Raw genomic sequence first — 21,738 nt, 5'->3', positions numbered from 1 at the left:
TCGCCATCAGACAATACAATGTTAATCCGCTTGTGCCAGCATGGTCTCGTTCGATGGCCGGTTCACGGTCTCGAACGTTCCTCCCTGCTGGGATGCCGCGCCTTCGGGCGCGGCATTTTCGACAGGTTTCCCGTTGACAGCATCGCGCGCATCCGGCCTTGTCCGGCTGCCCCCAATGGCCGTGCAGGGAAACGGGATGCGGATCGAACTGGTGATCTTTGACTGCGACGGCGTCATCGCCGATAGCGAGCTTCTCTCTGCCGATGTCATGATCGCGCAATTGGCGGAAATGGGTCTCTCGATCGGTCCCGAGGATATCCGCCGCGATTTTCTCGGCCGCAGCTTTCCAACCGTGGCCAAGGTCATCCGCGAGCGTTTCAACCGCGAGCTGCCTGCGGATTTCGAGGCCGAATACCGCCGCCGCCTGCTCTTGCGTTTCGTGGAAGAGCTTGCCCCGACACCCGGCTTTCCAGAGATGCTGAACGGGTTGCGCCATCCCTGCTGCGTGGCCACTTCTTCCAGCCGCCCGAGGGTCGAGCGGACATTGCAACTCCTTGGCCTGTCCGATTTTTTCGGGCCCCGCGTTTTCACCGCCAGCCAGGTGGCGCATGGCAAACCCGCCCCCGACCTGTTCCTGTTCGCCGCAGAACAGATGGGCGTGGATCCCACCGCCACACTGGTGATCGAGGACAGCCTGCCGGGGATCGAGGCCGCCCGCGCCGCCGGCATGAGGGTGCTGGCCTATCGCGGCGCCTCGCATCTGCGCGGCCATCCCGCCATGACGCCCGCCGATGTGCCAAGCTTTGACAACTGGAACGTTTTCCCCCACCTCTTGAAGCAGATCGAAACGCTTGGGGAGATCCGGTGAGCACAGGACGTTTCACGCCCGACACCACGCGGCTGGACGATGCCGCCCGCGCCGGATGGCTCTATTACGTCGCGGGCAACACGCAGGACGAAATCGCCCGCAAGCTGGGCGTCTCGCGGCAAAGCGCGCAGCGGCTGGTGGCGATGGCGGTCAGCGAAAAGCTGATCAAGGTCCGGCTCGATCATCCCATCGCCCGCTGCATGGATCTCGCCCGCGCATTGACCGACCGCTACGACCTGAACAGCTGCGAGGTCGTGCCCTCCGATCCCGGCGCGCCCGACCTGCTGACCGGCATCGCCATCGCCGCCGCGGCCGAGATGGAAAAGACGCTGAAATCGCCCGAGCGCCGGGTCATCAGCCTTGGCACCGGCCGGGCGGTGAAAGCCATGGTCGAGCAATTGCCGCGCATGTCCTGCCCGCATCACGTGGTCGCGTCGCGGCTTGGCAACATGATGTCGGACGGGGCTGCCTCTCCCTATAACGCCACCATTCACCTGGCCGAGCGGATCGGCGCGCCGCATTACCCCAATCCCTTGCCGGTGCTGGTCAGCCATCCCGGTGAACTGGCGCAGATGCAGGAACAGGAAGCGGCGCGGAATACGCTGGAACTGTGCCGCAACGCCGATCTGTCGGTGGTCGGCGTGGGCCAGATGGACGAAAGCGCACCTCTCCATGTCGATGGTTTCGTCTCTGCCGCAGAGATGGCCGAACTGGCCCGCGCCGGCGCCACGGGAGAGATCACGAGCTGGGTCTATGACCGCGAAGGCAATATCATCGATTGCGCCTTCAACCGCCGCGTCGCCTCTGCGCCGCTGCCGCGCGGCTGCGAGCATCCGCTGATCGCTATCGCATCGGGTGCCGCCAAGCTGCCCGCGATTCGCGCGGCATTGATCGGGCGTCTGATCAACGGGCTGGTGACCTCGGAGGCCACGGCAGAACGTCTCCTGGCCTGACCAAACCGAACCAAATCAAGCAGTTTCATTATCTTACAGGCGAGTCTTCGGGCTTCGCCTGTAGCTGTTTGGAACTCCCGATTGACAGGGATTTGACTTTCTGCGAGTATTTGCCCATCGGATTGGCATTTGCTCAAACCGTAAGGGAGGATATCATGACCACGACTTTCCGCATCCTGATGGGTGCAACCGCGCTTTGCACCTCGGCCGGTCTCGCGGCAGCACAGGACGTGACGCTGACCGTCGCCACCGTGAACAATGGCGACATGATCCGCATGCAGGGCCTGACCGGCGAATTCGAAGCGGCCCATCCCGGCATCAAGATCGAATGGGTGACGCTGGAGGAAAACGTCCTGCGCGAGAAGGTCACCACCGACATCGCCACCAATGGCGGCCAGTATGACGTGATGACCATCGGCACCTACGAGGTTCCGATCTGGGGCGGGCAGGACTGGCTCAAGCCGCTCGAGATGAGCGCCGAATACGATGTCGATGACCTGCTGCCCGCGATCCGCGAAGCGCTGAGCGTCGACGGCACGCTTTACGCCGCCCCCTTCTATGGCGAAAGCGCCATGGTGATGTATCGCACCGACCTGATGGAGGCCGCCGGGCTGGAGATGCCCGAAGAGCCGACATGGGATTTCATCCGCCAGGCCGCCGAGGCGATGCATGATCCCGATAACGGCGTCTATGGCATCTGCCTGCGTGGCAAGGCCGGTTGGGGCGAGAACATGGCGCTTCTGACCTCGATGGCGAATTCCTTCGGCGGCAAATGGTTCGATGCGGAATGGGTTCCGCAATTCGATCAACCGGCCTGGAACGCCGCGATGAGCTATTACGTCGATGTGATGGGCAATTACGGCCCTCCCGGCGCCTCCACCAACGGCTTCAACGAGAATCTCGCGCTGTTCCAGACCGGCAAATGCGGCATGTGGTACGATGCCACGGTCGCAGCGGGTTTCGTGACCGATCCCGACGATTCGACCGTCGCCGACAAGGTCGGCTTCGCCCAGGCCCCAAGCGCCGAGGGCGGGCAAAAGGCCAACTGGCTCTGGGCCTGGTCGCTGGCAATCCCGGCCAGCTCGGAAAATCCAGAGGCCGCGCAGACCTTCATCGAATGGGCGACCTCCAAGGGTTATACCGAACTGGTGGCCGAGAAGGAGGGTTGGCTCGCCGTGCCTCCCGGCACCCGCACGTCCCTTTACGAGAACCCGGAATATACCGAGGTCGCACCCTTCGCCGAGATGACCCTGGCGGCGATCAACTCGGCCAATCCGGGCAGCCCGACCGTGGACGAAGTGCCCTATGTCGGCGCGCAATATGTCGCGATCCCGGAATTCCAGGGCATCGCCACCACCATCGGCCAGCTCTTCTCGGCCGCCGTCACCGGCCAGACCAGCGTCGAAGAGGCTCTGACCGCCGCGCAAGCCACCGCCACGCGAGAAATGCGCCGCGCAGGCTATCCCAAGTAAGCAGCCCGGCCGACCGGAACGGCTCGCTCGATCCCGGTCGGCCCAACCCCGCTTTCATGCCGGCTCCACCAAACGGCGTCCCGTCCCGCCCCCTTCTTCTTCAGGCAAATATCCTCGGGGGGCGCGGGGGGCAGACAGCCCCCCGGCCATCGCGGGACGCAACAAGCCCCGGACCCGGCCCGGCACAACCTGAAGGAATTGCCCCATGGCCACGCAACGTGCGCATAAGGCGGCGCGGCTGATGATCTCGCCATCCGTGATCCTGCTTCTGGCGTGGATGATCATTCCGCTCGGGACGACGATCTATTTCTCGTTCCTCCGCTACAATATCCTGACCCCACCCGCTTCCTGGACCGGGTTCGAGAATTACTACTATTTCCTGACCGACCCGGCCTTCATCCCGGCGCTGGTCAACACGCTGGTGCTGGTGCTGGGCGTGCTGGCGATCACAACCATCGGCGGCATCCTGCTTGCGCTTCTGCTGAACATGGAGTTCTGGGGCCAGGGCATTGTCCGCATCCTGGTGATCTCGCCCTTCTTCGTCATGCCGACGGTCTCGGCGCTGGTGTGGAAGAACATGTTCATGAACCCGGTCAACGGGCTGTTTGCGCATCTCTTCCGCGCATTCGGCCTGCAGCCGGTGGATTTCCTCTCCACCCTGCCGCTTCTGTCCATCACCATCATGGTCGCGTGGGCATGGCTGCCCTTTGCCACGCTGATCCTGCTGACGGCGCTGCAATCGCTCGACAGCGAACAGATGGAAGCCGCCGAGATGGACGGCGCGGGCTGGCTCAGCCGGTTCATCTACCTGACCCTGCCGCATCTGACCCGCTCGATCACCGTGGTCGTGCTGATCCAGACGATCTTCCTTCTGGCGGTCTTCGCCGAGATCTACGTCACCACGGCAGGCGGTCCGGGCTATGCCTCCACCAATATCCCCTTCATGATCTACAACGTCTCGCTCAAGCAATTCGACGCTGGCATGGGCGCGGCCGGAGGGGTGATCGCCGTCATCATCGCCAATATCGTCGCCTTCTTCCTGATGCGCGCGGTCGGCAAGAACCTGGAGCTCTGACATGGCGAGACAAACCACAACGGGCCAGCGCGCCCTCGTCACCGTCGCCGCATGGGGTATCGGGATCCTGATCTCCTTCCCGATCATCTGGACCGTGCTGACATCCTTCAAGACCGAGGCCACGGCCATCGCCTCGCCCCCGGTCTGGTTCAATTTCGACTGGACGCTGCAGAACTATATCGACGTCAATACCCGCTCGGATTACGCCCGCTATTTCATGAACTCGGTGGTGATCTCGATCGGCTCGACACTTCTGGGGCTGGCCGTGGCCATTCCCGCCGCCTGGTCGATGGCCTTCCAGCCCACGAAGAACACCAAGAACGTGCTGATGTGGATGCTGTCCACCAAGATGATGCCAGCGGTGGGCGTCCTGGTGCCGGTTTACCTGGGGCTGCGCAGCATGGGGCTTCTGGATACGCGCACCGCGCTGGTCATCATCATGATGCTGATGAACCTGCCGATCATCGTCTGGATGCTGTTCACCTATTTCCGCGAGATCCCCGGGGAGATCCTGGAGGCCGCGCGGATGGACGGCGCCAATCTGCGCAACGAGATCATCCATGTGCTGACGCCGATGGCCGTGCCGGGCATCGCCTCGACATTGCTGCTCAACGTGATCCTCGCATGGAACGAGGCCTTCTGGACGCTGAACCTGACGACCACGAATGCCGCGCCATTGACGGCCTTCATCGCCAGCTTCTCGTCGCCGCAGGGCCTGTTCTACGCGAAACTCAGCGCGGCCTCGACCATGGCCATCGCCCCGATCCTGATCCTCGGCTGGTTCAGCCAGAAGCAACTCGTCCGCGGCCTGACCTTCGGCGCCGTGAAGTAACGGAGAAGAACAATGGGACAAATCACCCTTGAAAATGTCGCCAAGAGCTTCGGCGAAGTCGAGGTCATCCCGCCGCTGGACCTGACCATCGAGGATGGCGAATTCGTCGTCTTCGTCGGTCCCTCGGGCTGCGGAAAATCCACGCTCCTGCGCCTGATCGCGGGGCTGGAGGACGTCACGGGCGGCAAGATCGTGATCGATGGATCGGATGCCACCCAGGCCTCCCCGGCCAAACGCGGATTGGCCATGGTGTTCCAGTCATATGCGCTTTACCCGCATATGTCGGTGCGCAAGAATATCGCCTTCCCGATGAAGATGGCGGGCATCGACGAGGCCGAGCAGAAACGCCGGATCGATTCGGCGGCAAAGGCACTGAACCTGACCGACTACCTGGACCGCCGCCCGGGCCAGCTTTCGGGCGGTCAGCGCCAGCGCGTCGCCATCGGCCGGGCCATCGTGCGCGAACCCTCGGCCTTCCTGTTCGACGAACCGCTGTCCAACCTGGATGCGGCCCTGCGGGTCGGCATGCGGCTGGAGATCAGCGAGCTGCATAACCGCCTGAAGACCACGATGATCTACGTGACCCATGACCAGGTCGAGGCGATGACCATGGCCGACAAGATCGTCGTCCTGCAGGCGGGCCGGATCGAGCAGGTCGGCAGCCCGTTGGAACTCTATCGCAGTCCCCGCAATGTCTTTGTCGCAGGCTTCATCGGCAGCCCGAGGATGAACCTGTTCACGGGCGCGGCAGCGGCGGAATACGGCGCCGAGACCATCGGTGTGCGGCCCGAACATATCTCGGTCTCTGCCGATGGCGGCAAATGGAAAGGGCGGATCGGCGTGTCCGAACATCTGGGCTCGGACAGCTTCTTCTACGTCGAGGATACCGGGCTGGCGGATGCCGTCACCGTCCGTGCCGATGGCGAGGTGGCATTCCGCCATGGCGACGAGATCTGGTTGAGCCCCGCCGAGGACAAGATACACCGTTTCGACAAGAACGGCGACCGCATGTAATCGGGACATGGCGGCGGTCACGCCGCCGCCTTGTTCCGAGATGACCGAACATGCCTTTTCCCAAGGCACCCTGACGAAAGGCTCCGCAATGGCTATTGCCCTGTCGCAATCCACACTCAACGATCTGGCGGCCGACGTCAGCCGCCCCGGCTATGACCGCGCGGCCCTGCGGCCCGGCATCCTGCATGTCGGCGTCGGCAATTTCCACCGCGCGCATATGGCCTGGTATCTCGACCGCCTGTTCGAACAGGGCGAGGGCCATGACTGGGCGCTGGTCGGCGCGGGCGTGCGCCCCGGCGACGCCGCCATGCGCGAAAACCTGCAGGCGCAGGACTGGCTGACCACGCTGGTCGAACTTGACCCAAAGGGGCTGAACGCCCGGATCATCGGCTCGATGGTGGATTTCGTCGAGGTCAAGCCGGAACCCGTCATCGCCGCCATGTCCGACCCGGCGATCCGTATCGTCTCGCTGACGATCACCGAGGGCGGCTATTACGTGGACGCGCAGACCGGCGGTTTCGACGCCGCCCATCCCGACATGGCCCATGACGCCGCCAATCCCGAGGCCCCGCAAAGCGTGTTCGGCATGATCCTTGCCGCCCTGCGCCGCCGCGAGGCGGCGGGCATCCCGCCCTTCACCGTCATGTCCTGCGACAACCTGCCGGAGAACGGCCATGTCTGCGCCCGCACCGTGACCGGCCTCGCGCAGCTTTCCGATCCCGGATTCGGCAACTGGGTGCGGGAAAACGTCGCCTTCCCGAATTCCATGGTCGATTGCATCACCCCCGCCACCTCGGACCGCGAACGGGCGCTGGTCCGCGACCGCTTCGGCATCAGCGACGCGGCCCCGGTGGTCTGCGAACCCTTCCGGCAATGGGTGCTCGAAGACAATTTTCCGCAAGGCCGCCCGCCGCTGGAAAAGGCCGGTGCGGAATTCGTCGCCGATGTCAGCCGCCACGAATTGATGAAACTGCGCATCCTCAATGGCGGGCATGCGGCCATCGCCTATCCCGCCGCGCTGCTGGGGCACCATTTCGTCCACGAAGCCATGGCCGACCCGCAGATCGAGGCATGGCTGCGGGCGCTGGAAACCCGCGAGATCATCCCCACGCTCGCCCCCATCGACGGCGTGGATTACGGCGATTACCTGGAACTGATCGTGAACCGCTTCGCCAATCCCGAGATCGGCGACACCGTGGCGCGCCTTTGCCTCGACGGCTCGAACCGGCAGCCGAAATTCATCCTGCCCACCATCGGCGATGCACTGCGCGATGGGCACGCCATCGAAGGGCTGGCCCAGGAGGTCGCCTTCTGGTGCCGCTATTGCGAACGCCGCGACGAGGCGGGCGGTGAGATCGCACCAAATGACGACAATCACGAAGCCCTGCGCGAACGCGCCCTCGCCGCACGCGAAAACCCTCTGGCATTCCTTGAAAACCGCACCGTCTTCGGTCCGCTGGCCGATGACAGGCGTTTTCAGGAGGCTTTCGCGCGCAGGTTGACATCGCTTCACGAGAACGGCACCCGCGCCGCGATCGAAAGCTATCTCGGCGGGTAGAGGCGCAATCTGCGCCGAACAGCAAACGATCACCCGGCGAGGCGCGGGCGGTGCTCCTCCTGCCGCCCGCGCGTTTTTTGGCGGCTTTTGGGTCTGAACCGAAACGGGTGGAGCCGCCTCCGGCGATGGCTGGGGGTTTCACACCCCGTCGCCGGCAGGTCTCTCGAACCAGTGGCGCGACCGGCCGGCGCCCCCGTGGGATATTTACATGAAGAAGGGGCGCAGAGTTTTCGGAGATGTCGAATTCGGGGTGCCGTGGCCGGTCTCGTTGCCCTAGCGGAACATCCCCGGACGGAGCTGGATGCCGTGATCCAGCCATGCCTTCATCGCCGCCAGCATGTGGGACCAGCCCATGCAGTTCCCATAGGCCGCGCCCAGCCCCGCCGGATCGGCGCTCCAGCCCGTTTCGGTAACGCTGACCTTGCAGCGGTTTCCGTCCAGCGGCTCGAAGCGGAAGGTCACGCGATTGCTGCCCTTGCCTGTCGGATGCGGCCAGTCGAACGCGATCAGGCGCGGTGCATCGGCCTCGACCACCTGCACATCGAAAGGCCCCGGGAAATCGGCGAATTCCCATGTGACGGTCGCGCCGGACTCCATCCGCCCTTTGGCACCACCCATGGTGAAATGCCGGCCGAGCTGGTCGGGATCGGCGACAGCCTCATAGGCGCGCCCGGGCGGCACGTCCATGATCGCCCAGACAGTGAAATCCATATCCTTGTCAGACAGGGTCATGTGACCTCCCATCGATAAAATTGCATTCAAATTCACCTGTCGCCATGCCGAGCCGCGTTGCGGCAGCAGCGCCCTTATAGTAATCATCATGGGCAAACAGGCAAAGGACATCTCATGCGCGCTTTCCTGCTGAGGCTCATCGCCCTGCTGACCCTGGCCGCACCGGCACAGGCATTCGATACGAATGCCGGAACGGCCTGGGTCTATGACATGGCGACCAGTACCGTGCTGATGGAAAAGAATGCCGACCAGCCGGTTCCTCCGGCCTCGATGTCCAAGCTGATGACGGTCTACATGCTGTTCGAGGCACTGCAGGAAGGGCGCGTGCAGTTGGACACGCGTCTGCCGGTCTCGACCAAGGCGCGGCAGATGGGTGGCTCGACGATGTTCCTGAACGAGCAGGACCGCCCCACCGTGGAAGAGCTGATCAAGGGCATTATCGTGCTGTCGGGCAATGACGCCTGTGTCGTCGTGGCCGAGGGGCTGGCCGGCACCGAAGAGGCGTTCGCCCGGCAGATGACGGAAAAGGGCAAGGAACTGGGACTGACCAATTCGGTCTTTGCCAATGCTTCCGGCTGGCCCCAGCCCCGCCACCGGATGACCGCCCATGACCTGGGCATCCTGGCCACGCACCTGATCCGCGATTTCCCCGACCTGTACAAGAATTTCGCCCTGACCGAGTTTCCCTTTGACAACCGCGCCCCGGCGAACCGTTTCAACCGCAACCCGCTGCTGAAGCTGGGGATCGGCGCGGATGGGCTGAAGACGGGCCATACCCAAGAGGCCGGTTACGGGCTGGTCGGCTCGGCGGTGCAGGATGGCCGCCGGGTGATCTTCGTCATTACCGGATTGCCAACCGACACCGCCCGCGCCGAGGAGGCCGAGCGGATCGTGAACTGGGCCTTTCGCCAGTTCACCATGGAAACGCTGGTGCCGGGCGGTGAAACCGTGGTCGAGGTTCCGGTCTGGCTGGGCACCGCATCGCGCGTGGGGCTGACCACGAAGGACGGTGTCAATGTGCTGATCCCCGCAGGGGCACAGGATCAGGTCAAGGTCGAAGCGGTCTATAACTCGCCCATCCCCGCCCCCATCGCCAAGGGCGATCAATTGGGACAACTGGTGGTGACCGTGCCGGGTGCCAAGGATGCGGTCACGCCGCTGCTTGCCGCGCAGGACGTGCCCGAGGCAGGGTTCATGGGCCGGATGAAGGGCGCGGTGATGCGGCTTGGCAGCAAGGCCATCGACGCCGTGGGCGGCTGATGTTCCTGAGTTTCGAAGGGATCGACGGCTGCGGCAAGTCTACCCAGGCAAGGCTTCTGGCCGAGGCCCTGCGGACTGAGGGGCACGAGACCGTATTGACCCGCGAACCCGGTGGCAGCGAGGGAGCCGAGGAGATTCGCCGGCTGCTGGTCGAGGGCGCGGGCGAACGCTGGTCGGCCAAGACCGAATGCCTGCTCTTCACCGCCGCCCGCCGCGATCACCTTGAACGGGTGATCCGGCCGGCCCTGGCCGAGGGCAAGACCGTCATCACCGACCGTTTCGCCGATTCCACCCGCGTCTACCAGGGCACGGCGCGGGGTGAATTGCGGAGCATGGTGGACCGCCTGCACGAATTGACGATCGCGATGGAGCCCGACCGGACATTCGTGATCGATATCGACCCGGCGACGGCGCTGGCCCGCGGCAATGCCCGCGGCGGCAGGGAGGATCGCTTCGAAAGCCTCGGGCTGGAATTCCAGCAAAACCTGGCGGCGGGGTTCCGATCCCTTGCGCGGGAATATCCCGGCCGCGTCCGGCTGATCGATGGCGGCGGCAGCATCGAGGACGTGGCTGCTCGCGTCCGGGCGGCGTTGTGAGCCGCGATCCGCAGGACATCCCCGAGCCCGACCGGGTTCCCGGCGCCCCGCATCCGCGCATGACCCCGCATGTGATCGGCCAGGAACCCGCCATCCGCGATTTCGTCGAAGCCACCCGGGACGCGCCTGCATCACGCCTGGTTGCTGACCGGGCCGCGCGGCACCGGCAAGGCCACGCTGGCATGGGCCATCGCCCGCTGGCTGATCTCGGGTGCAGGCAGTGACGATCTTTCCGTGCCCGGGGACGATCCCGCCGCGCGCCGCATCAGGGCCCTGTCCGAACCGGGCCTGCAACTGATCCGCCGCCCATGGGACGACAAGGCCGGCCGGTTGCGTGCCGAGATCACCGTGGACGAGATCCGGCGGCTTTTGTCCTTTTTCCACCTGTCCGCGTCCGAGGGCGGTCACCGCGTCGCCATCATCGATGCCGCCGACGAGATGAACACCGCCGCCGCCAACGCCCTGCTGAAAGTGCTGGAGGAGCCGCCGGGCAACGGCTTGATCCTGATGATCGCACATCAGCCCGCACGGCTTCTGCCGACAATCCGTTCGCGCTGCCGGACGCTGCGGCTGAACCCGCTGACGCCGGATCTGATGACGCAGGCGCTTGCGGGACTGGGCGTCGAAGAGGATGCCGAGGCCCTGGCGGCGCTTTCCGACGGTTCGGTGGGCGAGGCGCTGCGCCTGGCCGGGCAGGACGGGCTTGCCCGCTATCAACAGATCGTCGATCTCTTCGCCACGCTACCCCGGCTGGACCGGCTGGCGGCGGCGAAACTGGCCGAGGCGGCGGCGGGCCGGGCCAATGCGGATGGCGATCCTTTTGACCTGATCATCACGCTGCTGGACCGTTTCCTGACCCGCACCGCCCGTGCCGGGCTGATGGGCGCGCCCCTGCCGCAAGCCGCCAAGGGCGAAGGTGCCCTCATGGCGCGGCTGTCGCCCGACGATCGGGCGGCGCGGGCATGGGCCGAGGCACAGGCGCGGCTTTCGGCGCGCGCGCGCTCCGGCCGGGCGGTCAACCTTGACCCTGCCGCGCTGGTGATGGATATGCTGACGGAACTGGCGCATCTGCCGCCCGCACAATCCGCCCCGCCTGCCACGAGTTGATCCCATGACCCAAGCGGCCCTTCCCCCGCCGATTGTCGACAGCCACTGCCATCTGGACTTCCCCGATTTCGGCGGAGAGCATGACGCATTGCTTGCCCGCGCGGCCGAGGCCGGCGTCACCCGCATGGTCACGATCTGCACCCGGCTGCGGTTGGAACCGCAGGTCCGCGCGCTGGCCGAGGCGCATGAGGGCGTGTTCTACGCCGCCGGCACCCATCCGATGAGCGTCGCGGATGAGCCCATGGCGACCATCGAGGAACTGGTCGCGCTGGCCGATCACCCGAAATTCGTCGGTATCGGCGAGACCGGGCTCGATTATCACTACACCGCCGAAAGCGCGGGCGCGCAGCAGGAAAGCCTGCGTCTGCATATCGAGGCCGCCCGCCGGACCCGCCTGCCGCTGATCATCCATGCCCGCGATGCCGATGATGACATGGCCCGCATCCTGACCGAGGAATATCGCGCCGGGGCCTATTCCTGCGTCATGCATTGCTTCAGCTCGGGCGCGGAACTCGCCCGGGCCGCGCTTGATCTGGGTTTCTACCTGTCGATGTCGGGCATCGCCGCCTTCCCCCGCTCGACCGAGCTGCGCGAGATTTTCGCCGCCGCCCCGGTGGACCGCATCCTGGTCGAGACCGACAGTCCCTATCTTGCTCCGCCGCCCCATCGCGGCAAGCGTAACGAACCGGCCTATGTGGCGAAAACCGCTGCCGTCGGGGCCGAGATCTTCGGCATGGATTATCCCGATTTCGCCCGCCGGACCTCTGCAAATTTCGACCGCCTGTTCTGGAAGGCCGCCGGAGGCGCGGCGTGATCCGCGCGACCATCCTCGCTGCGGCTCTTCCGGCGGGGTACCACGGATCGGCAATCGGTGGGGTGCCTGCGACCCCAGGAATCCGAAGAACCGCCGCCGCCGCTGCTCGCTTCTGCTCGAGCGGGAGGGGAGCGAAGGCGTCACCCAGGTGCTGATCGATACCGGCCCCGACCTGGTGCCGCAGCTTCTTGATGCGGGCGTGGCCACGCTGGACGCGGTGATCTATTCCCATCCCCATGCCGACCATATCCACGGCATCGACGATCTGCGGCAACTGGTCTACAACGCCCGCCGCAGGATGCCTGTCTGGGCCGACACGCCAACGACCGAGGCGCTGGTTGAACGTTTCGGCTATATCTTCGAGGCGCCAGAGGGCAGTCATTACCCGCCTATCGCCGATCTGCACCGGCTGGACGGTCCGGTGACCATCGATGGCCCCGGCGGCGCGCTGAACTTTCACCCGTTCCGGGTTCCGCATGGCGGGATCACCGCTCTCGGGTTCCGGATCGGCGGGCTGGTCTATCTGCCTGACGTGTCGGAGATCCCCGAAAGCGCCTGGCCCATGATCGAGGGGGCGGAGACATTCATCTGCGACGCGCTGCGCCCCGAGCCCCATCCCAGCCATGCCCATCTGGCGCAGGCGCTGGACTGGATCGAGCGTTCCGGATGTCCGCGCGGCGTGCTGACCAACATGCATATCGACATGGATTACGATCAGGTCATGGCGCAGACCCCCGACCATATCCTGCCCGCCCATGACGGGATGGTGATCGAGGTTTCGGCAAAACGTCCCACCCTGCCCCCGATGATGGCGGACCTGCTGTGAGCGCCCTGTTCACCATCATCCTGCCGGTCTTCCTGGTCGTGGGTTTCGGTTACCTGGTCAGCTGGCGGGGATGGTTCGGCGAAAGCGCCGTCAACGGTCTGATGAATTTCGCCCAGAATTTCGCGGTGCCGACGCTGCTTTTCGCCTCCATGGCCAGGCTCGATCTTGGATCGGAATTCCGCGCCAGCCTGCTGATCCCCTTCTATGCCGGTGCCTTCGCCAGTTTCACCGCCGGATGGGCCGGGGCAAGATACCTGTTCAAGCGCGGGCCCGAGGATTGCGTGGCGATCGGCTTTGTCTGCCTGTTCTCGAACAGCCTGTTGCTGGGGATCCCGATCACCGAGCGCGCCTATGGCCCGGATGCGCTGCATGGCAACTGGGCAATCATCGCGCTGCATTCGCCGATGCTCTATACATTCGGGATCAGCGTGATGGAGTTCACCCGAGCCCGCGACAGCGGCCTGTCGCTTGGCCGGGTCGCGATGCGGGCATTGTCGGGCGTTCTGCGCACGGCATTGGTGATCGGCATTATCTGCGGCCTTGCCATGAACCTGCTGATGCAGGCCGGGCTGGTCATGCCGGCGGGTTTCTGGGCCGCGGTCGAGATGATCTCGCGCGCGGCGCTTCCGGCGGCACTGTTCGGGCTTGGCGGCATCCTCTATCGTTACCGGCCCGAGGGCGACATGGCGACGATTGCCATGTGCTGCGCCTGCGGGCTGATCCTGCATCCGGCGATCACCTTCGGTCTTGGCAAGACGGTCGGGCTCGATACCGCGGGAATGCGCTCGGCAGTGATGACGGCGGCGATGGCCCCGGGCGTCAATGCCTATCTCTTCGCCAATATCTACGGCGCCGCACGCCGCGTTGCCGCATCAACCGTACTCGTGGGAACGGCGCTTTCGATATTCAGCGTATGGATGTGGCTCGCCATCCTGCCCTGAGATGATCCCGCCGCCCCGCGCCCAAGGCATGGGAGGCAGGCGGCAGCGCCCCTCAGATCCCCTCGCCGACGAAAGCCTTTTCGACGACGAATTCCTTCGGTTCGGAATTCGCACCCTCGCGCATACCGAAACCTTCCAGCACTGCCTTGACATCCACGTTGAAGGCCAGGCTGCCGCAGATCATCGCACGGTCGGTCTCGGGGCTCACCGGGGGCAGGCCCAGATCGTCCAGCACCTTGCCCGAGCTGAGATTGTCGGTGATCCGGCCCATCTGCGGCGATTCCTCGCGCGTGGTGGTCGGATAATAAAGCAACCGATTGGCGAAATCCTCGCCGTAAAGCTCGCCCAGCAAGGGATCATGGCGCAGGTTCTCGACCAGTTCGCGGCCATAGTTCAGCTCGTCGGCGGTGCGGCAGGTATGCATCATGATGACCTGCTCGTAGCGCTCATAGGTCTCGGGGTCGCGCATCAGGCTGGCGAAAGGCGCGATGCCGGTGCCGGTGGCCAGGAACCACAGCCGCTTGCCCGGCAGAAGCGCGTCCAGCACCAGCGTGCCGACCGGCTTGGGACGCAGGATGATCTCGTCGCCTTCCTTGATATGCCGCAGCTTCGAGGTCAGCGGCCCGTCCTGCACCTTGATCGAATAGAATTCCAGCTCATCGTCCCAGTTGGGCGAGGCAATGGAATAGGCGCGCAGGAGCGGCTTGCCATTGTCGCCCAGCAGCCCGATCATCACGAATTCGCCCGAGCGGAAACGCAGCGAGGCAGGCCGCGTCACCCGGAACGAGAACAGGTGATCGTTCCAATGCTTGACCGCGGTCACGGTCTGTGCGTCGGGCAGGGTCTTCTTGGCGGTCGTCTGAGCGGCCTCGGTCACGGGCATATCCAGCGTCATCTGTGAATTCCTGAGTGTTCTAGTGTTTCTTTCGGGCGGGCGAAAGGCCCCTCAGCCGGCAAGCTGCGCACGATGGTCCCAATCACGCCAATCGGCCCGCGCCAGCCATTGTTCCTGCGGCTGACGCTCGGCAAGCTCGGGGGTGATCTCGACCTCGTCGAAGCCCACGCGGCGGGCCATGGCATATTGATCGGCGATCAGCTTGCCGGTGGCGCGCAGACGGCCCTCGAAGCCCAAAGCGCGCAGCCTGCGGGCCAGGGAAAAGCCGCGCCCGTCGCCGGTTGCCGGGAAATCGATGGCGATCACCGCGCGATGCAGGTGATCGACCAGTTCCTCGGGAGCGGTCTCGGGCGCCAGCGTGACCTCTGCCGCATCGCTCAGCGGGTGGAAACCGTCGTCGCGGACGATGATCTGTTCGCTCATGCCGGAACCTTTCCGCGGACCATGCGTCCGCCAATGAAGTGAATGCCGCATTCGGTTTTCTCGCTGCCACGCCAACGGCCTGCGCGGGGATCTTCGCCCTGCTTCACGGGCGAGGTGCAAGGCGCGCAGCCGATCGAGGGATAGCCTTTCGCGACCAGCGGATGGCGCGGCAGGTTGTTCTCGATCATGTAGGTCTGCACGTCCTCCATGCGCCAATGGGCCAGCGGATTAACGCGCAGGCGCAGGGGCGGCTCGGGCTCGAAGAATTCCAGATCGGTCCGTTGTCCGCCCTGGAAACGCTTGCGCCCCGTGATCCATGCATCAAAGCCCGAGAGCGCTGTTTCCAGCGGCACGGTCTTGCGCAGGTCGCAGCAGGCATCCTGGTTGAACTGGTGCAGGGTGCCGTCGGGATCGAGGCGCGAAACCTCGGTTTCGTTCGCCCGGATCACCCGCACATCGGTCAGCCCCAGCTTGGCCGAGACCTCGCGCTGATATTCCAGCGTCTCGGGGAACAGCATCTGGGTGTCGATGAACAGCACCGGCAATCCCGGCGCCACGACCGAGACCATGTGCAGCAGCACGACCGACTCGGCCCCGAATGACGATACCAGTGCCACCTTGCCCAGATCGGGATCGGTGACGGCACGGCGCAGGACTTCGGTCGCTGCGTGGTGCCGGTATCGCTCGTTGAGCCGCTCGGCCCGGATATCGAGCGATTGATCAAGCATCTACCGTCTCCGGATAGAGGGCTGCCTTGAAAGGCGCGGGACCAAGACGGCGATAGGCGTCGATGAAGGGCTCACCCGCATCCTCGCGCAGTTCCAGATAGGCGCGCAGCAAGCGGTCGATGGCCGGAACCACCTCTTCGGCGGGGAAGCCCGCACCGGCGCGCTGGCCGATAGCCGGGATATCGTAGCCGTCGCCGCCAAGGGTGATCTGGTAATTCTCGACCCCTGCCCGGTCCAGGCCGAGAATGCCGATATGACCCAGATGGTGATGACCGCAGGCATTGATGCAGCCCGAGATGCGGATATTCAGCTTGCCGATCTCTTCTTCCAGCCCTTCGGCACGGAAATGCTCGGCGATCTCCTGCGCGATGGGGATCGAGCGGGCGGTGGCCAGCGTGCAGTAATCCATGCCGGGGCAAGCGATGATATCGCTGGTCAGCCCGGCATTGGCCGTGGCCAGCCCAACTTCGCGTAGCGCGAGGTAAAGCGCCGGCAGGTCGGATTTATGGACATGCGGCAGCACCACGTTCTGATCGTGGCTGATGCGGATATCGGCGTGGCCGTAACGCTCGGCCAGATCGGCCAGCAGCCGCATCTGTTCGGCCGAGGCATCGCCCGGAGTCGCCCCCGGCGCCTTGAAGGTCACGATGACGCTGGCATAGCCCTCGATCCGGTGGCTATGCAGGTTGGTATCGGTCCAGCTGCGGAAAGCGGGATTCGCCTTGCGCTCGGCCTCGAACCCGTCCACCGGCGCGTTGCGGAACGAGGGCGGAGCGAAGCGTTCGCGGAAACCGGCCAGCGCCTCTTGGTCAATACCGCGGAAATCGGCCCGGCGAAACTCGAACTCTTGCTCGACTTCGGCCTTGAACACGTCCAAGCCGCGCTCGGCGACGGTGATCTTGATCCGCGCCTTGTACTTGTTGTCGCGGCGGCCACTCAGGTTATAGGTCGCGATGATCGATTCCAGATAAGGCAACAGATCGCCTTCCGGCAGGAAGTCACGGATCACCTTGCCCAGCATCGGCGTGCGGCCAAGACCGCCCCCCACCCAGACCTCGAAACCCCGCTGACCGTCCCGCTCGACGATGCGCAACCCGATATCATGGGCGGAAACCAGGGCACGGTCGCGCGCGCCGCCGGAGATGGCGATCTTGAACTTGCGCGGCAGGAACTGGAACTCGGCATGATCAGTGGACCAGCTGCGGATCAGTTCGGCATAGGGGCGCGGATCGGCGATCTCGTCCTTGGCGGCACCGGCGAAAGCGTCGGTGGTGGTATTGCGGATCGTGTTGCCCGAGGTCTGGATCGCATGCAGCCCGACAGAGGCGAGGTGATCCAGCATATCCGGGATTTCCACCAGCTTGGGCCAGTTGAACTGGATGTTCTGGCGGGTGGTCCAGTGGCCATAGCCCTTGTCGTAATGCGCGGCCAGATGGGCCAGCATCCGCATCTGGTCGGGGCTGATCGTGCCATAGGGAATGGCGATCCGCAGCATATAGGCATGCAGTTGCAGATAAACGCCGTTCATCAGGCGCAGCGGGCGGAATTCCTCTTCCGTCAGGCTACCATCCAGGCGGCGAGCAACCTGGGCGCGGAACTGGGCCGCACGGTGGCGAACATAGTCGGTATCGACGGGACGTGCATCAAACATTGGCTGCCTCGCATTGCTTGCTGGCCTGAATGCCGTGGAAATAGTTGGAAGGGCCGGTCTGGCGGAAGGCCTCGCGGAAATGGGTGGGCTCGGGGCCGTTCGGGCCGCGCCGGGCCTCGACCATGTAGGGGCCGACCACGAGATCGGACTGCCCGATGGCCTTCAACAGCGCCAGTTCGGCGATGGCCTCGTCCTCGAACAGGGTCGCCTGCGCGGGATCGGCGGTCCAGCCATCCTCGCACATCCAGACGTTATGGCCTTCGCGCAGATCGTTCGCGGTGATGACGCCGGGCTTTGCTGCCGTCGGGGTGAAGGCTTTGCTCATCTTTCGGACCTTTCCGTTGGTACCCTCAATATAGAATTTTGTTCTGGATCTTTGCGATAGGGTCGGAAAAATAAGGATGAACGGTTCGGAGGACAGATCATGGCGGAAAAAACGTCGCAAGACACAGGCACAGCACAAACAACCGTCCGCCTCGACGAGGTGGATCGCAAAATCCTGTCCCTGCTGCAGAAGGATGCCAGCCTGTCGCTGGACCAGATAGCCGACCGGGTGGGCGCCTCGAAGACCCCGGTCTGGAACCGTATCCGCAAGCTGCGCGAGGCCGGGGTGATCCGCCGGCAGGTGGCGATACTGGACCCGCAGGCATTGGGGCTGGAGGCCTGCTTCTTCGTGCTGATCCGCACCAGCGAGCATGACAAGGACTGGGCGGCGCGGTTCCTGCAGGCGCTGCGCGAACGGCCCGAGGTGATCGAGGCGCATCGGCTGGCCGGCGATATCGATTACATTCTGAAAGTGCAGGTCAGGAACGCGCGGGCCTATGACCGGTTCTACCAATCACTGATCGGCGAGGTGAAAATCCACAATGTCACCGCCCTGCTGTCGATGGAGGAGATCAAATCGACCAGCGCATTGCCGATCCCGGAAACCGGGCGCTGATCCGGCGGAGAGCTTTGGTCGAACCCGGGGGGCCGCAGCCGACCGGTCCGGGCGGCGGGCAGCCGGGCAATGGTCTGTTCGCCGTCAGACAAATCCGCCCGGCACGGGTCGGTATGGGGGGCTGCAGCGCGTGGCCATCAGCCTTTCCGCTGGATGATCGTTCCGCTTCCGGCGACCTTGAAGCATTTATCGCCTGGACCAACGGGCGTGGCCGGACTTCCATTGGAAAGCCTGTATTCATAGCCCCCGTCCATCTGTTGCCGCCTTCCGCCCATCGGCGTGAGGGAGACAGCCTCCCGAAGCTTGACAACCATGTAGGGATTGTGGTCAATATCCTCGCAATTGATGCGTCCGATCTCTCGCATTTTCAGTTCCTCCTCCATTTCATCCTCCCGCCTTCAAACGCGATTATGCAAGCAATGGTTGCCTTCCCGCGATCAATGGCGCCGGGACTGTCGCATGAATGCGACACAGGACGGCGGGAATGCCCCGGAGATGATCCGCCTACTCTCCCCTTTCAGACAAGGGATGAACGGCGGCCGAGACGTTTCCCTTCCCCTTCGCGCCTATTGGTTGATTTCCGGCTCGACGAGCCTTGCAAGCTTGCGCAGGCTTTCCTGCCAGCCGAGATAGCAGGCCTCGCGGGGGATCACGTCCGGCACGCCTTCCTGCCGGATCTCGATCTCGGTGCCGACCGAGACGGCCGTCAATGTGACGGTGACCTTCATCTCGCCCGGCAGGTTGGGGTCGTCGAAACTGTCGGTATAGACAAGACGCTCCCCCGGCACGAGTTCCAGATAGGTGCCACCGAAAGAGTGACCTTGCCCGGTGGTGAAATTGCGAAATGACATCCGGTGACCGCCGCCCACCTTCGGTTCCAGCTCATGCACCGTGCAGAGAAAGCCGAATGGCGGCAGCCAGCTTGCAACCGCGTCCGGTTCCAGGAACGCACGATAGATCTTTTCGGGTTTGGCCGCGATGACGCGGTGCAATTGGATGGTGCTGGGCATGATATCCCCCTCGGGTCTGGTTTCACTTGAGCCGAGCACTCGCCTTCCGATCGAAAGGCTCTGCCCGGTATCGATGAAGACGGCTGAAGGCTCGGTGGGTTCGGCCCGGTTAATGGGATCGAATCCCGGAGCGTTTCGCATCTCCCTGCAGAAAACAATACCAACCAGTCGGTATTTAATCAACCTGAAATTTGCCTCCCCCTTCGCAAGCTGTGGCAGCGGTGTCAAAAGGGAATAGCGGCCCTGTCCCGGCCCGCGCATAAACACCAGGCGCGGGGATCACGAGATCCGCCGCGCGAAAGCAAATTGCACCGGAAAAACATCCGGCTCACGGGAATGCGCCGATCTTCCCCTGGTTCCCGGGGCCGAACAGCCCCGAAGGACCGGGTCAAACCATCCGATCAACCATCATATGCTTGATCGAGGCGATGGCCTTGGCCGGGTTCAGCCCTTTCGGACAGGTATTCGTGCAGTTCATGATCGTATGGCAACGATACAGCTTGAAGGGATCCTCAAGCTCGTCCAGCCGTTCCCCGGTCGCCTCGTCGCGGGAATCGATGATCCAGCGATAGGCGTGAAGCAGCGCGGCCGGCCCCAGGTAGCGGTCGCCATTCCACCAATAGCTCGGGCATGCCGTCGAACAGGAGGCGCAAAGGATACATTCATACAACCCGTCCAGCTTCTTGCGATCCTCGATCGACTGCTTCCACTCTTTCCCCGGCGTGGGGGATTTGGTGATCAGATAGGGGTTCACGCTGGCATGCTGGGCATAGAAATGCGTCAGGTCGGGGATCAGATCCTTGACCACCGGCATATGCGGCAGCGGATAGATGGCGATATCCCCGCCGATCTCGTCGATGCCGTAGATACAGGCCAGATGGTTGCCGCCGCCAATATTCATCGCGCAGGAACCGCAGATCCCCTCGCGGCAGGAGCGGCGGAAGGACAGCGTCGGGTCGATCTCGTTCTTGATCTTGATCAGGGCGTCCAGGACCATCGGTCCGCATTTGTCCAGATCGACGAAATAGGTGTCCAGCCGCGGGTTTTCACCCGTCTCCGGCTCCCAACGATAGATCTGGAATTTCTTGACATTGGTGGCACCCTCGGGCCTGGGCCAGGTCTTGCCGACTCGGATCTGGCTGTTTTTGGGCAGGGTAAACTGGACCATGGGTTGCTCCTTTCAAAGAGTGCCTTCGGGCCGGTGGTCGGCATTGAACAGGGATTGCGTGCGGACGACCAGGTCGGCCACCTTGCCGCGCGCATGCGGGTTGATATTCAGGCTGTTGAGATGCCGCAGGAATTCCGTCGACGCATCGTTCAGCCGCGACATCGATGGCCCTTCGAGCGGCTGCAGCGCATCGATCTCGGCATCGCTCAGCCCCGCATGGAGAAGCAACTGCCGGCCGGGCCTTTCGGCTTCGGGTTCATCCTCCAGCTTGAAACGGGTCACGCGCTTGCCCCCCACCGCCTCGACCAGCCGCCGGTGCAGATCGCCCCATCCGGGCAGTTCCGCGGTCTCAAGCATGAATTCCTCTTCCCGGCGCGTATAGCCATCGGTGCGGACCGCCTGAGCCCAGACACTGGATTTCCACGCATTCATCCTGCGGCTGTAATAGACGAAATCGGTATCGAAATCTTTCGCATGGCCCCGAATGAGCGAGACGATTTGCGGCAAGGCCGGGTAAAGACGGGTTTCGCCGCCATTGCCGGGCATCGCCCCGGCCAGGTTCTCATGGCTCAGCAGCACCGGCAGATCATTGGCGGGCAATGTATCCAGCACATCGTCCAGCGCGATCTTCAGCGCGGCTTCCGCATCGCCGGATTCGCTTCTGAGACTGAAATTGACCGCGGCACGGCCCAGGGGGCGCATCGGGGTGCCCTCGTCAGGCGTGCGGACGACAAGGCGATCCGACAGCGCTTTCGCATTGCGTCCCAGGTGCCGCTGGATCGAGGTGCTGCCGGTTTTCTGAACGCCGACATGCACGATCAGGCGGCGCTTGCCTGTCCGGCCCTGCTGTTGTTCACCCTTCGAAACCATGTCAC

General features: G+C 64.0%; 23 protein-coding genes and 1 pseudogene. 14 read left to right on the top strand and 10 right to left on the bottom strand.

What is annotated here, in order from left to right; translation table 11 throughout:
* Window positions 1-196: 196 nt before the first annotated feature.
* The 7 genes from A7A09_RS03470 (at window position 197) to A7A09_RS03440 (ending at window position 7,772) form a co-directional block, all read left to right on the top strand.
* A complete protein-coding gene (locus tag A7A09_RS03470; protein ID WP_245999115.1) occupies window positions 197-868 on the top strand; it encodes an HAD family hydrolase in 672 nt (223 codons plus the stop codon).
* Window positions 865-1,821, top strand: coding sequence for a sugar-binding transcriptional regulator (locus A7A09_RS03465; protein ID WP_106690113.1), 957 nt, complete (start codon window positions 865-867; stop codon window positions 1,819-1,821). Before A7A09_RS03470 ends, A7A09_RS03465 begins: the two co-directional genes overlap by 4 nt.
* A gap of 155 nt (window positions 1,822-1,976) precedes the next feature.
* Window positions 1,977-3,293 carry an ABC transporter substrate-binding protein gene (locus A7A09_RS03460; protein WP_106690112.1) on the top strand — a complete coding sequence of 439 codons (1,317 nt, stop codon included), beginning with the start codon at window positions 1,977-1,979 and terminating at the stop codon, window positions 3,291-3,293.
* A gap of 205 nt (window positions 3,294-3,498) precedes the next feature.
* Window positions 3,499-4,368, top strand: a complete 870-nt coding sequence (locus tag A7A09_RS03455) for a carbohydrate ABC transporter permease (RefSeq protein ID WP_106690111.1) — start codon at window positions 3,499-3,501, stop codon at window positions 4,366-4,368.
* Window position 4,369: 1 nt separating this feature from the next.
* The gene (locus tag A7A09_RS03450) at window positions 4,370-5,200 is read left to right on the top strand and encodes a carbohydrate ABC transporter permease (RefSeq protein WP_106690110.1); all 831 of its coding nucleotides are present in this window, start codon (window positions 4,370-4,372) and stop codon (window positions 5,198-5,200) included.
* A 12-nt stretch (window positions 5,201-5,212) separates the two neighbouring features.
* Window positions 5,213-6,214 (top strand): ABC transporter ATP-binding protein, encoded by a 1,002-nt coding sequence (locus tag A7A09_RS03445; RefSeq protein WP_106690109.1) that lies wholly within the window; start codon window positions 5,213-5,215, stop codon window positions 6,212-6,214.
* An 88-nt stretch (window positions 6,215-6,302) separates the two neighbouring features.
* Window positions 6,303-7,772 (top strand): mannitol dehydrogenase family protein, encoded by a 1,470-nt coding sequence (locus A7A09_RS03440; RefSeq protein ID WP_106690417.1) that lies wholly within the window; start codon window positions 6,303-6,305, stop codon window positions 7,770-7,772.
* A gap of 273 nt (window positions 7,773-8,045) precedes the next feature.
* On the opposite strand, the gene A7A09_RS03435 is transcribed toward A7A09_RS03440, so the two are convergent.
* The gene (locus A7A09_RS03435) at window positions 8,046-8,504 is read right to left on the bottom strand and encodes an SRPBCC domain-containing protein (protein ID WP_211341027.1); all 459 of its coding nucleotides are present in this window, start codon (window positions 8,502-8,504) and stop codon (window positions 8,046-8,048) included.
* A gap of 114 nt (window positions 8,505-8,618) precedes the next feature.
* Here A7A09_RS03435 and A7A09_RS03430 point away from each other — a divergent pair, with 114 nt between their 5' ends.
* From A7A09_RS03430 to A7A09_RS03405, 6 genes and pseudogenes are all read left to right on the top strand, one after another.
* The gene (locus tag A7A09_RS03430) at window positions 8,619-9,764 is read left to right on the top strand and encodes a D-alanyl-D-alanine carboxypeptidase family protein (RefSeq protein WP_106690108.1); all 1,146 of its coding nucleotides are present in this window, start codon (window positions 8,619-8,621) and stop codon (window positions 9,762-9,764) included.
* Entirely contained in the window at window positions 9,764-10,360 is a 597-nt protein-coding gene (gene tmk, locus A7A09_RS03425) for a dTMP kinase (RefSeq protein WP_106690107.1), read from the top strand. The genes A7A09_RS03430 and tmk overlap by 1 nt, the downstream gene beginning before the upstream one ends.
* A gap of 59 nt (window positions 10,361-10,419) precedes the next feature.
* Window positions 10,420-11,467, top strand: a pseudogene (locus tag A7A09_RS03420) (DNA polymerase III subunit delta').
* 4 nt (window positions 11,468-11,471) lie between these two features.
* A complete protein-coding gene (locus A7A09_RS03415) occupies window positions 11,472-12,281 on the top strand; it encodes a TatD family hydrolase (protein ID WP_106690106.1) in 810 nt (269 codons plus the stop codon).
* 148 nt (window positions 12,282-12,429) lie between these two features.
* Window positions 12,430-13,107, top strand: a complete 678-nt coding sequence (locus tag A7A09_RS03410; RefSeq protein WP_170167005.1) for an MBL fold metallo-hydrolase — start codon at window positions 12,430-12,432, stop codon at window positions 13,105-13,107.
* Window positions 13,104-14,048 carry an AEC family transporter gene (locus tag A7A09_RS03405; protein ID WP_106690104.1) on the top strand — a complete coding sequence of 315 codons (945 nt, stop codon included), beginning with the start codon at window positions 13,104-13,106 and terminating at the stop codon, window positions 14,046-14,048. The genes A7A09_RS03410 and A7A09_RS03405 overlap by 4 nt, the downstream gene beginning before the upstream one ends.
* 52 nt (window positions 14,049-14,100) lie before the next feature.
* On the opposite strand, the gene A7A09_RS03400 is transcribed toward A7A09_RS03405, so the two are convergent.
* Genes A7A09_RS03400 through A7A09_RS03380 form a run of 5 tightly spaced genes read right to left on the bottom strand, consistent with a single transcriptional unit; the run spans window position 14,101 to window position 18,070 of the window.
* Window positions 14,101-14,943: a ferredoxin--NADP reductase gene (locus tag A7A09_RS03400; RefSeq protein WP_106690103.1), complete on the bottom strand. Its 843-nt coding sequence runs from the start codon at window positions 14,941-14,943 to the stop codon at window positions 14,101-14,103.
* Between the two features lie 51 nt (window positions 14,944-14,994).
* Complete coding sequence (locus A7A09_RS03395) at window positions 14,995-15,366, bottom strand: DUF934 domain-containing protein (protein ID WP_106690102.1); 372 nt, start codon at window positions 15,364-15,366, stop codon at window positions 14,995-14,997.
* Window positions 15,363-16,094, bottom strand: a complete 732-nt coding sequence (locus tag A7A09_RS03390; protein ID WP_106690101.1) for a phosphoadenylyl-sulfate reductase — start codon at window positions 16,092-16,094, stop codon at window positions 15,363-15,365. Before A7A09_RS03390 ends, A7A09_RS03395 begins: the two co-directional genes overlap by 4 nt.
* Window positions 16,087-17,745: a nitrite/sulfite reductase gene (locus tag A7A09_RS03385; RefSeq protein ID WP_106690100.1), complete on the bottom strand. Its 1,659-nt coding sequence runs from the start codon at window positions 17,743-17,745 to the stop codon at window positions 16,087-16,089. The genes A7A09_RS03390 and A7A09_RS03385 overlap by 8 nt, the downstream gene beginning before the upstream one ends.
* A complete protein-coding gene (locus A7A09_RS03380) occupies window positions 17,738-18,070 on the bottom strand; it encodes a DUF2849 domain-containing protein (RefSeq protein ID WP_106690099.1) in 333 nt (110 codons plus the stop codon). Before A7A09_RS03380 ends, A7A09_RS03385 begins: the two co-directional genes overlap by 8 nt.
* Before the next feature lie 99 nt (window positions 18,071-18,169).
* Between A7A09_RS03380 and A7A09_RS03375 the strand changes: the two genes are divergently transcribed.
* Window positions 18,170-18,685, top strand: a complete 516-nt coding sequence (locus A7A09_RS03375) for an Lrp/AsnC family transcriptional regulator (protein ID WP_106690098.1) — start codon at window positions 18,170-18,172, stop codon at window positions 18,683-18,685.
* A 137-nt stretch (window positions 18,686-18,822) separates the two neighbouring features.
* Here the strand turns inward: A7A09_RS03375 and A7A09_RS03370 are convergent, their stop codons facing one another.
* The 4 genes from A7A09_RS03370 to A7A09_RS03355 all read right to left on the bottom strand — a co-directional run bounded on the left by A7A09_RS03370 (window position 18,823) and on the right by A7A09_RS03355 (window position 21,733).
* Complete coding sequence (locus tag A7A09_RS03370; RefSeq protein ID WP_106690097.1) at window positions 18,823-19,068, bottom strand: hypothetical protein; 246 nt, start codon at window positions 19,066-19,068, stop codon at window positions 18,823-18,825.
* A gap of 183 nt (window positions 19,069-19,251) precedes the next feature.
* Complete coding sequence (locus A7A09_RS03365; RefSeq protein WP_106690415.1) at window positions 19,252-19,695, bottom strand: SRPBCC family protein; 444 nt, start codon at window positions 19,693-19,695, stop codon at window positions 19,252-19,254.
* Window positions 19,696-20,083: 388 nt separating this feature from the next.
* Window positions 20,084-20,863: a succinate dehydrogenase iron-sulfur subunit gene (locus tag A7A09_RS03360; protein ID WP_106690096.1), complete on the bottom strand. Its 780-nt coding sequence runs from the start codon at window positions 20,861-20,863 to the stop codon at window positions 20,084-20,086.
* A 12-nt stretch (window positions 20,864-20,875) separates the two neighbouring features.
* The gene (locus tag A7A09_RS03355) at window positions 20,876-21,733 is read right to left on the bottom strand and encodes a hypothetical protein (protein WP_106690095.1); all 858 of its coding nucleotides are present in this window, start codon (window positions 21,731-21,733) and stop codon (window positions 20,876-20,878) included.
* Window positions 21,734-21,738: the final 5 nt, after the last annotated feature.

Origin of the sequence: Paracoccus methylarcula, assembly GCF_003007735.2 — a bacterium.
In the GTDB taxonomy this organism is placed as follows: Bacteria; Pseudomonadota; Alphaproteobacteria; order Rhodobacterales; family Rhodobacteraceae; genus Paracoccus; species Paracoccus methylarcula.
This window is presented reverse-complemented; position numbering and strand designations above follow the sequence as displayed.

What these genes read in the sequence shown, in the direction of transcription:
- A7A09_RS03470 (WP_245999115.1), top strand. Translation starts at nt 197, where the DNA reads ATGCGGATCGAACTGGTGATCTTTGACTGCGACGGCGTCATCGCCGAT.
- A7A09_RS03460 (WP_106690112.1), top strand. Translation starts at nt 1,977, where the DNA reads ATGACCACGACTTTCCGCATCCTGATGGGTGCAACCGCGCTTTGCACC.
- A7A09_RS03455 (WP_106690111.1), top strand. Translation starts at nt 3,499, where the DNA reads ATGGCCACGCAACGTGCGCATAAGGCGGCGCGGCTGATGATCTCGCCA.
- A7A09_RS03450 (WP_106690110.1), top strand. Translation starts at nt 4,370, where the DNA reads ATGGCGAGACAAACCACAACGGGCCAGCGCGCCCTCGTCACCGTCGCC.
- A7A09_RS03445 (WP_106690109.1), top strand. Translation starts at nt 5,213, where the DNA reads ATGGGACAAATCACCCTTGAAAATGTCGCCAAGAGCTTCGGCGAAGTC.
- A7A09_RS03440 (WP_106690417.1), top strand. Translation starts at nt 6,303, where the DNA reads ATGGCTATTGCCCTGTCGCAATCCACACTCAACGATCTGGCGGCCGAC.
- A7A09_RS03435 (WP_211341027.1), bottom strand. Translation starts at nt 8,504, where the DNA reads ATGACCCTGTCTGACAAGGATATGGATTTCACTGTCTGGGCGATCATG.
- A7A09_RS03430 (WP_106690108.1), top strand. Translation starts at nt 8,619, where the DNA reads ATGCGCGCTTTCCTGCTGAGGCTCATCGCCCTGCTGACCCTGGCCGCA.
- tmk (WP_106690107.1), top strand. Translation starts at nt 9,764, where the DNA reads ATGTTCCTGAGTTTCGAAGGGATCGACGGCTGCGGCAAGTCTACCCAG.
- A7A09_RS03415 (WP_106690106.1), top strand. Translation starts at nt 11,472, where the DNA reads ATGACCCAAGCGGCCCTTCCCCCGCCGATTGTCGACAGCCACTGCCAT.
- A7A09_RS03400 (WP_106690103.1), bottom strand. Translation starts at nt 14,943, where the DNA reads ATGACGCTGGATATGCCCGTGACCGAGGCCGCTCAGACGACCGCCAAG.
- A7A09_RS03395 (WP_106690102.1), bottom strand. Translation starts at nt 15,366, where the DNA reads ATGAGCGAACAGATCATCGTCCGCGACGACGGTTTCCACCCGCTGAGC.
- A7A09_RS03390 (WP_106690101.1), bottom strand. Translation starts at nt 16,094, where the DNA reads ATGCTTGATCAATCGCTCGATATCCGGGCCGAGCGGCTCAACGAGCGA.
- A7A09_RS03385 (WP_106690100.1), bottom strand. Translation starts at nt 17,745, where the DNA reads ATGTTTGATGCACGTCCCGTCGATACCGACTATGTTCGCCACCGTGCG.
- A7A09_RS03380 (WP_106690099.1), bottom strand. Translation starts at nt 18,070, where the DNA reads ATGAGCAAAGCCTTCACCCCGACGGCAGCAAAGCCCGGCGTCATCACC.
- A7A09_RS03375 (WP_106690098.1), top strand. Translation starts at nt 18,170, where the DNA reads ATGGCGGAAAAAACGTCGCAAGACACAGGCACAGCACAAACAACCGTC.
- A7A09_RS03370 (WP_106690097.1), bottom strand. Translation starts at nt 19,068, where the DNA reads ATGGAGGAGGAACTGAAAATGCGAGAGATCGGACGCATCAATTGCGAG.
- A7A09_RS03365 (WP_106690415.1), bottom strand. Translation starts at nt 19,695, where the DNA reads ATGCCCAGCACCATCCAATTGCACCGCGTCATCGCGGCCAAACCCGAA.
- A7A09_RS03360 (WP_106690096.1), bottom strand. Translation starts at nt 20,863, where the DNA reads ATGGTCCAGTTTACCCTGCCCAAAAACAGCCAGATCCGAGTCGGCAAG.
- A7A09_RS03355 (WP_106690095.1), bottom strand. Translation starts at nt 21,733, where the DNA reads ATGGTTTCGAAGGGTGAACAACAGCAGGGCCGGACAGGCAAGCGCCGC.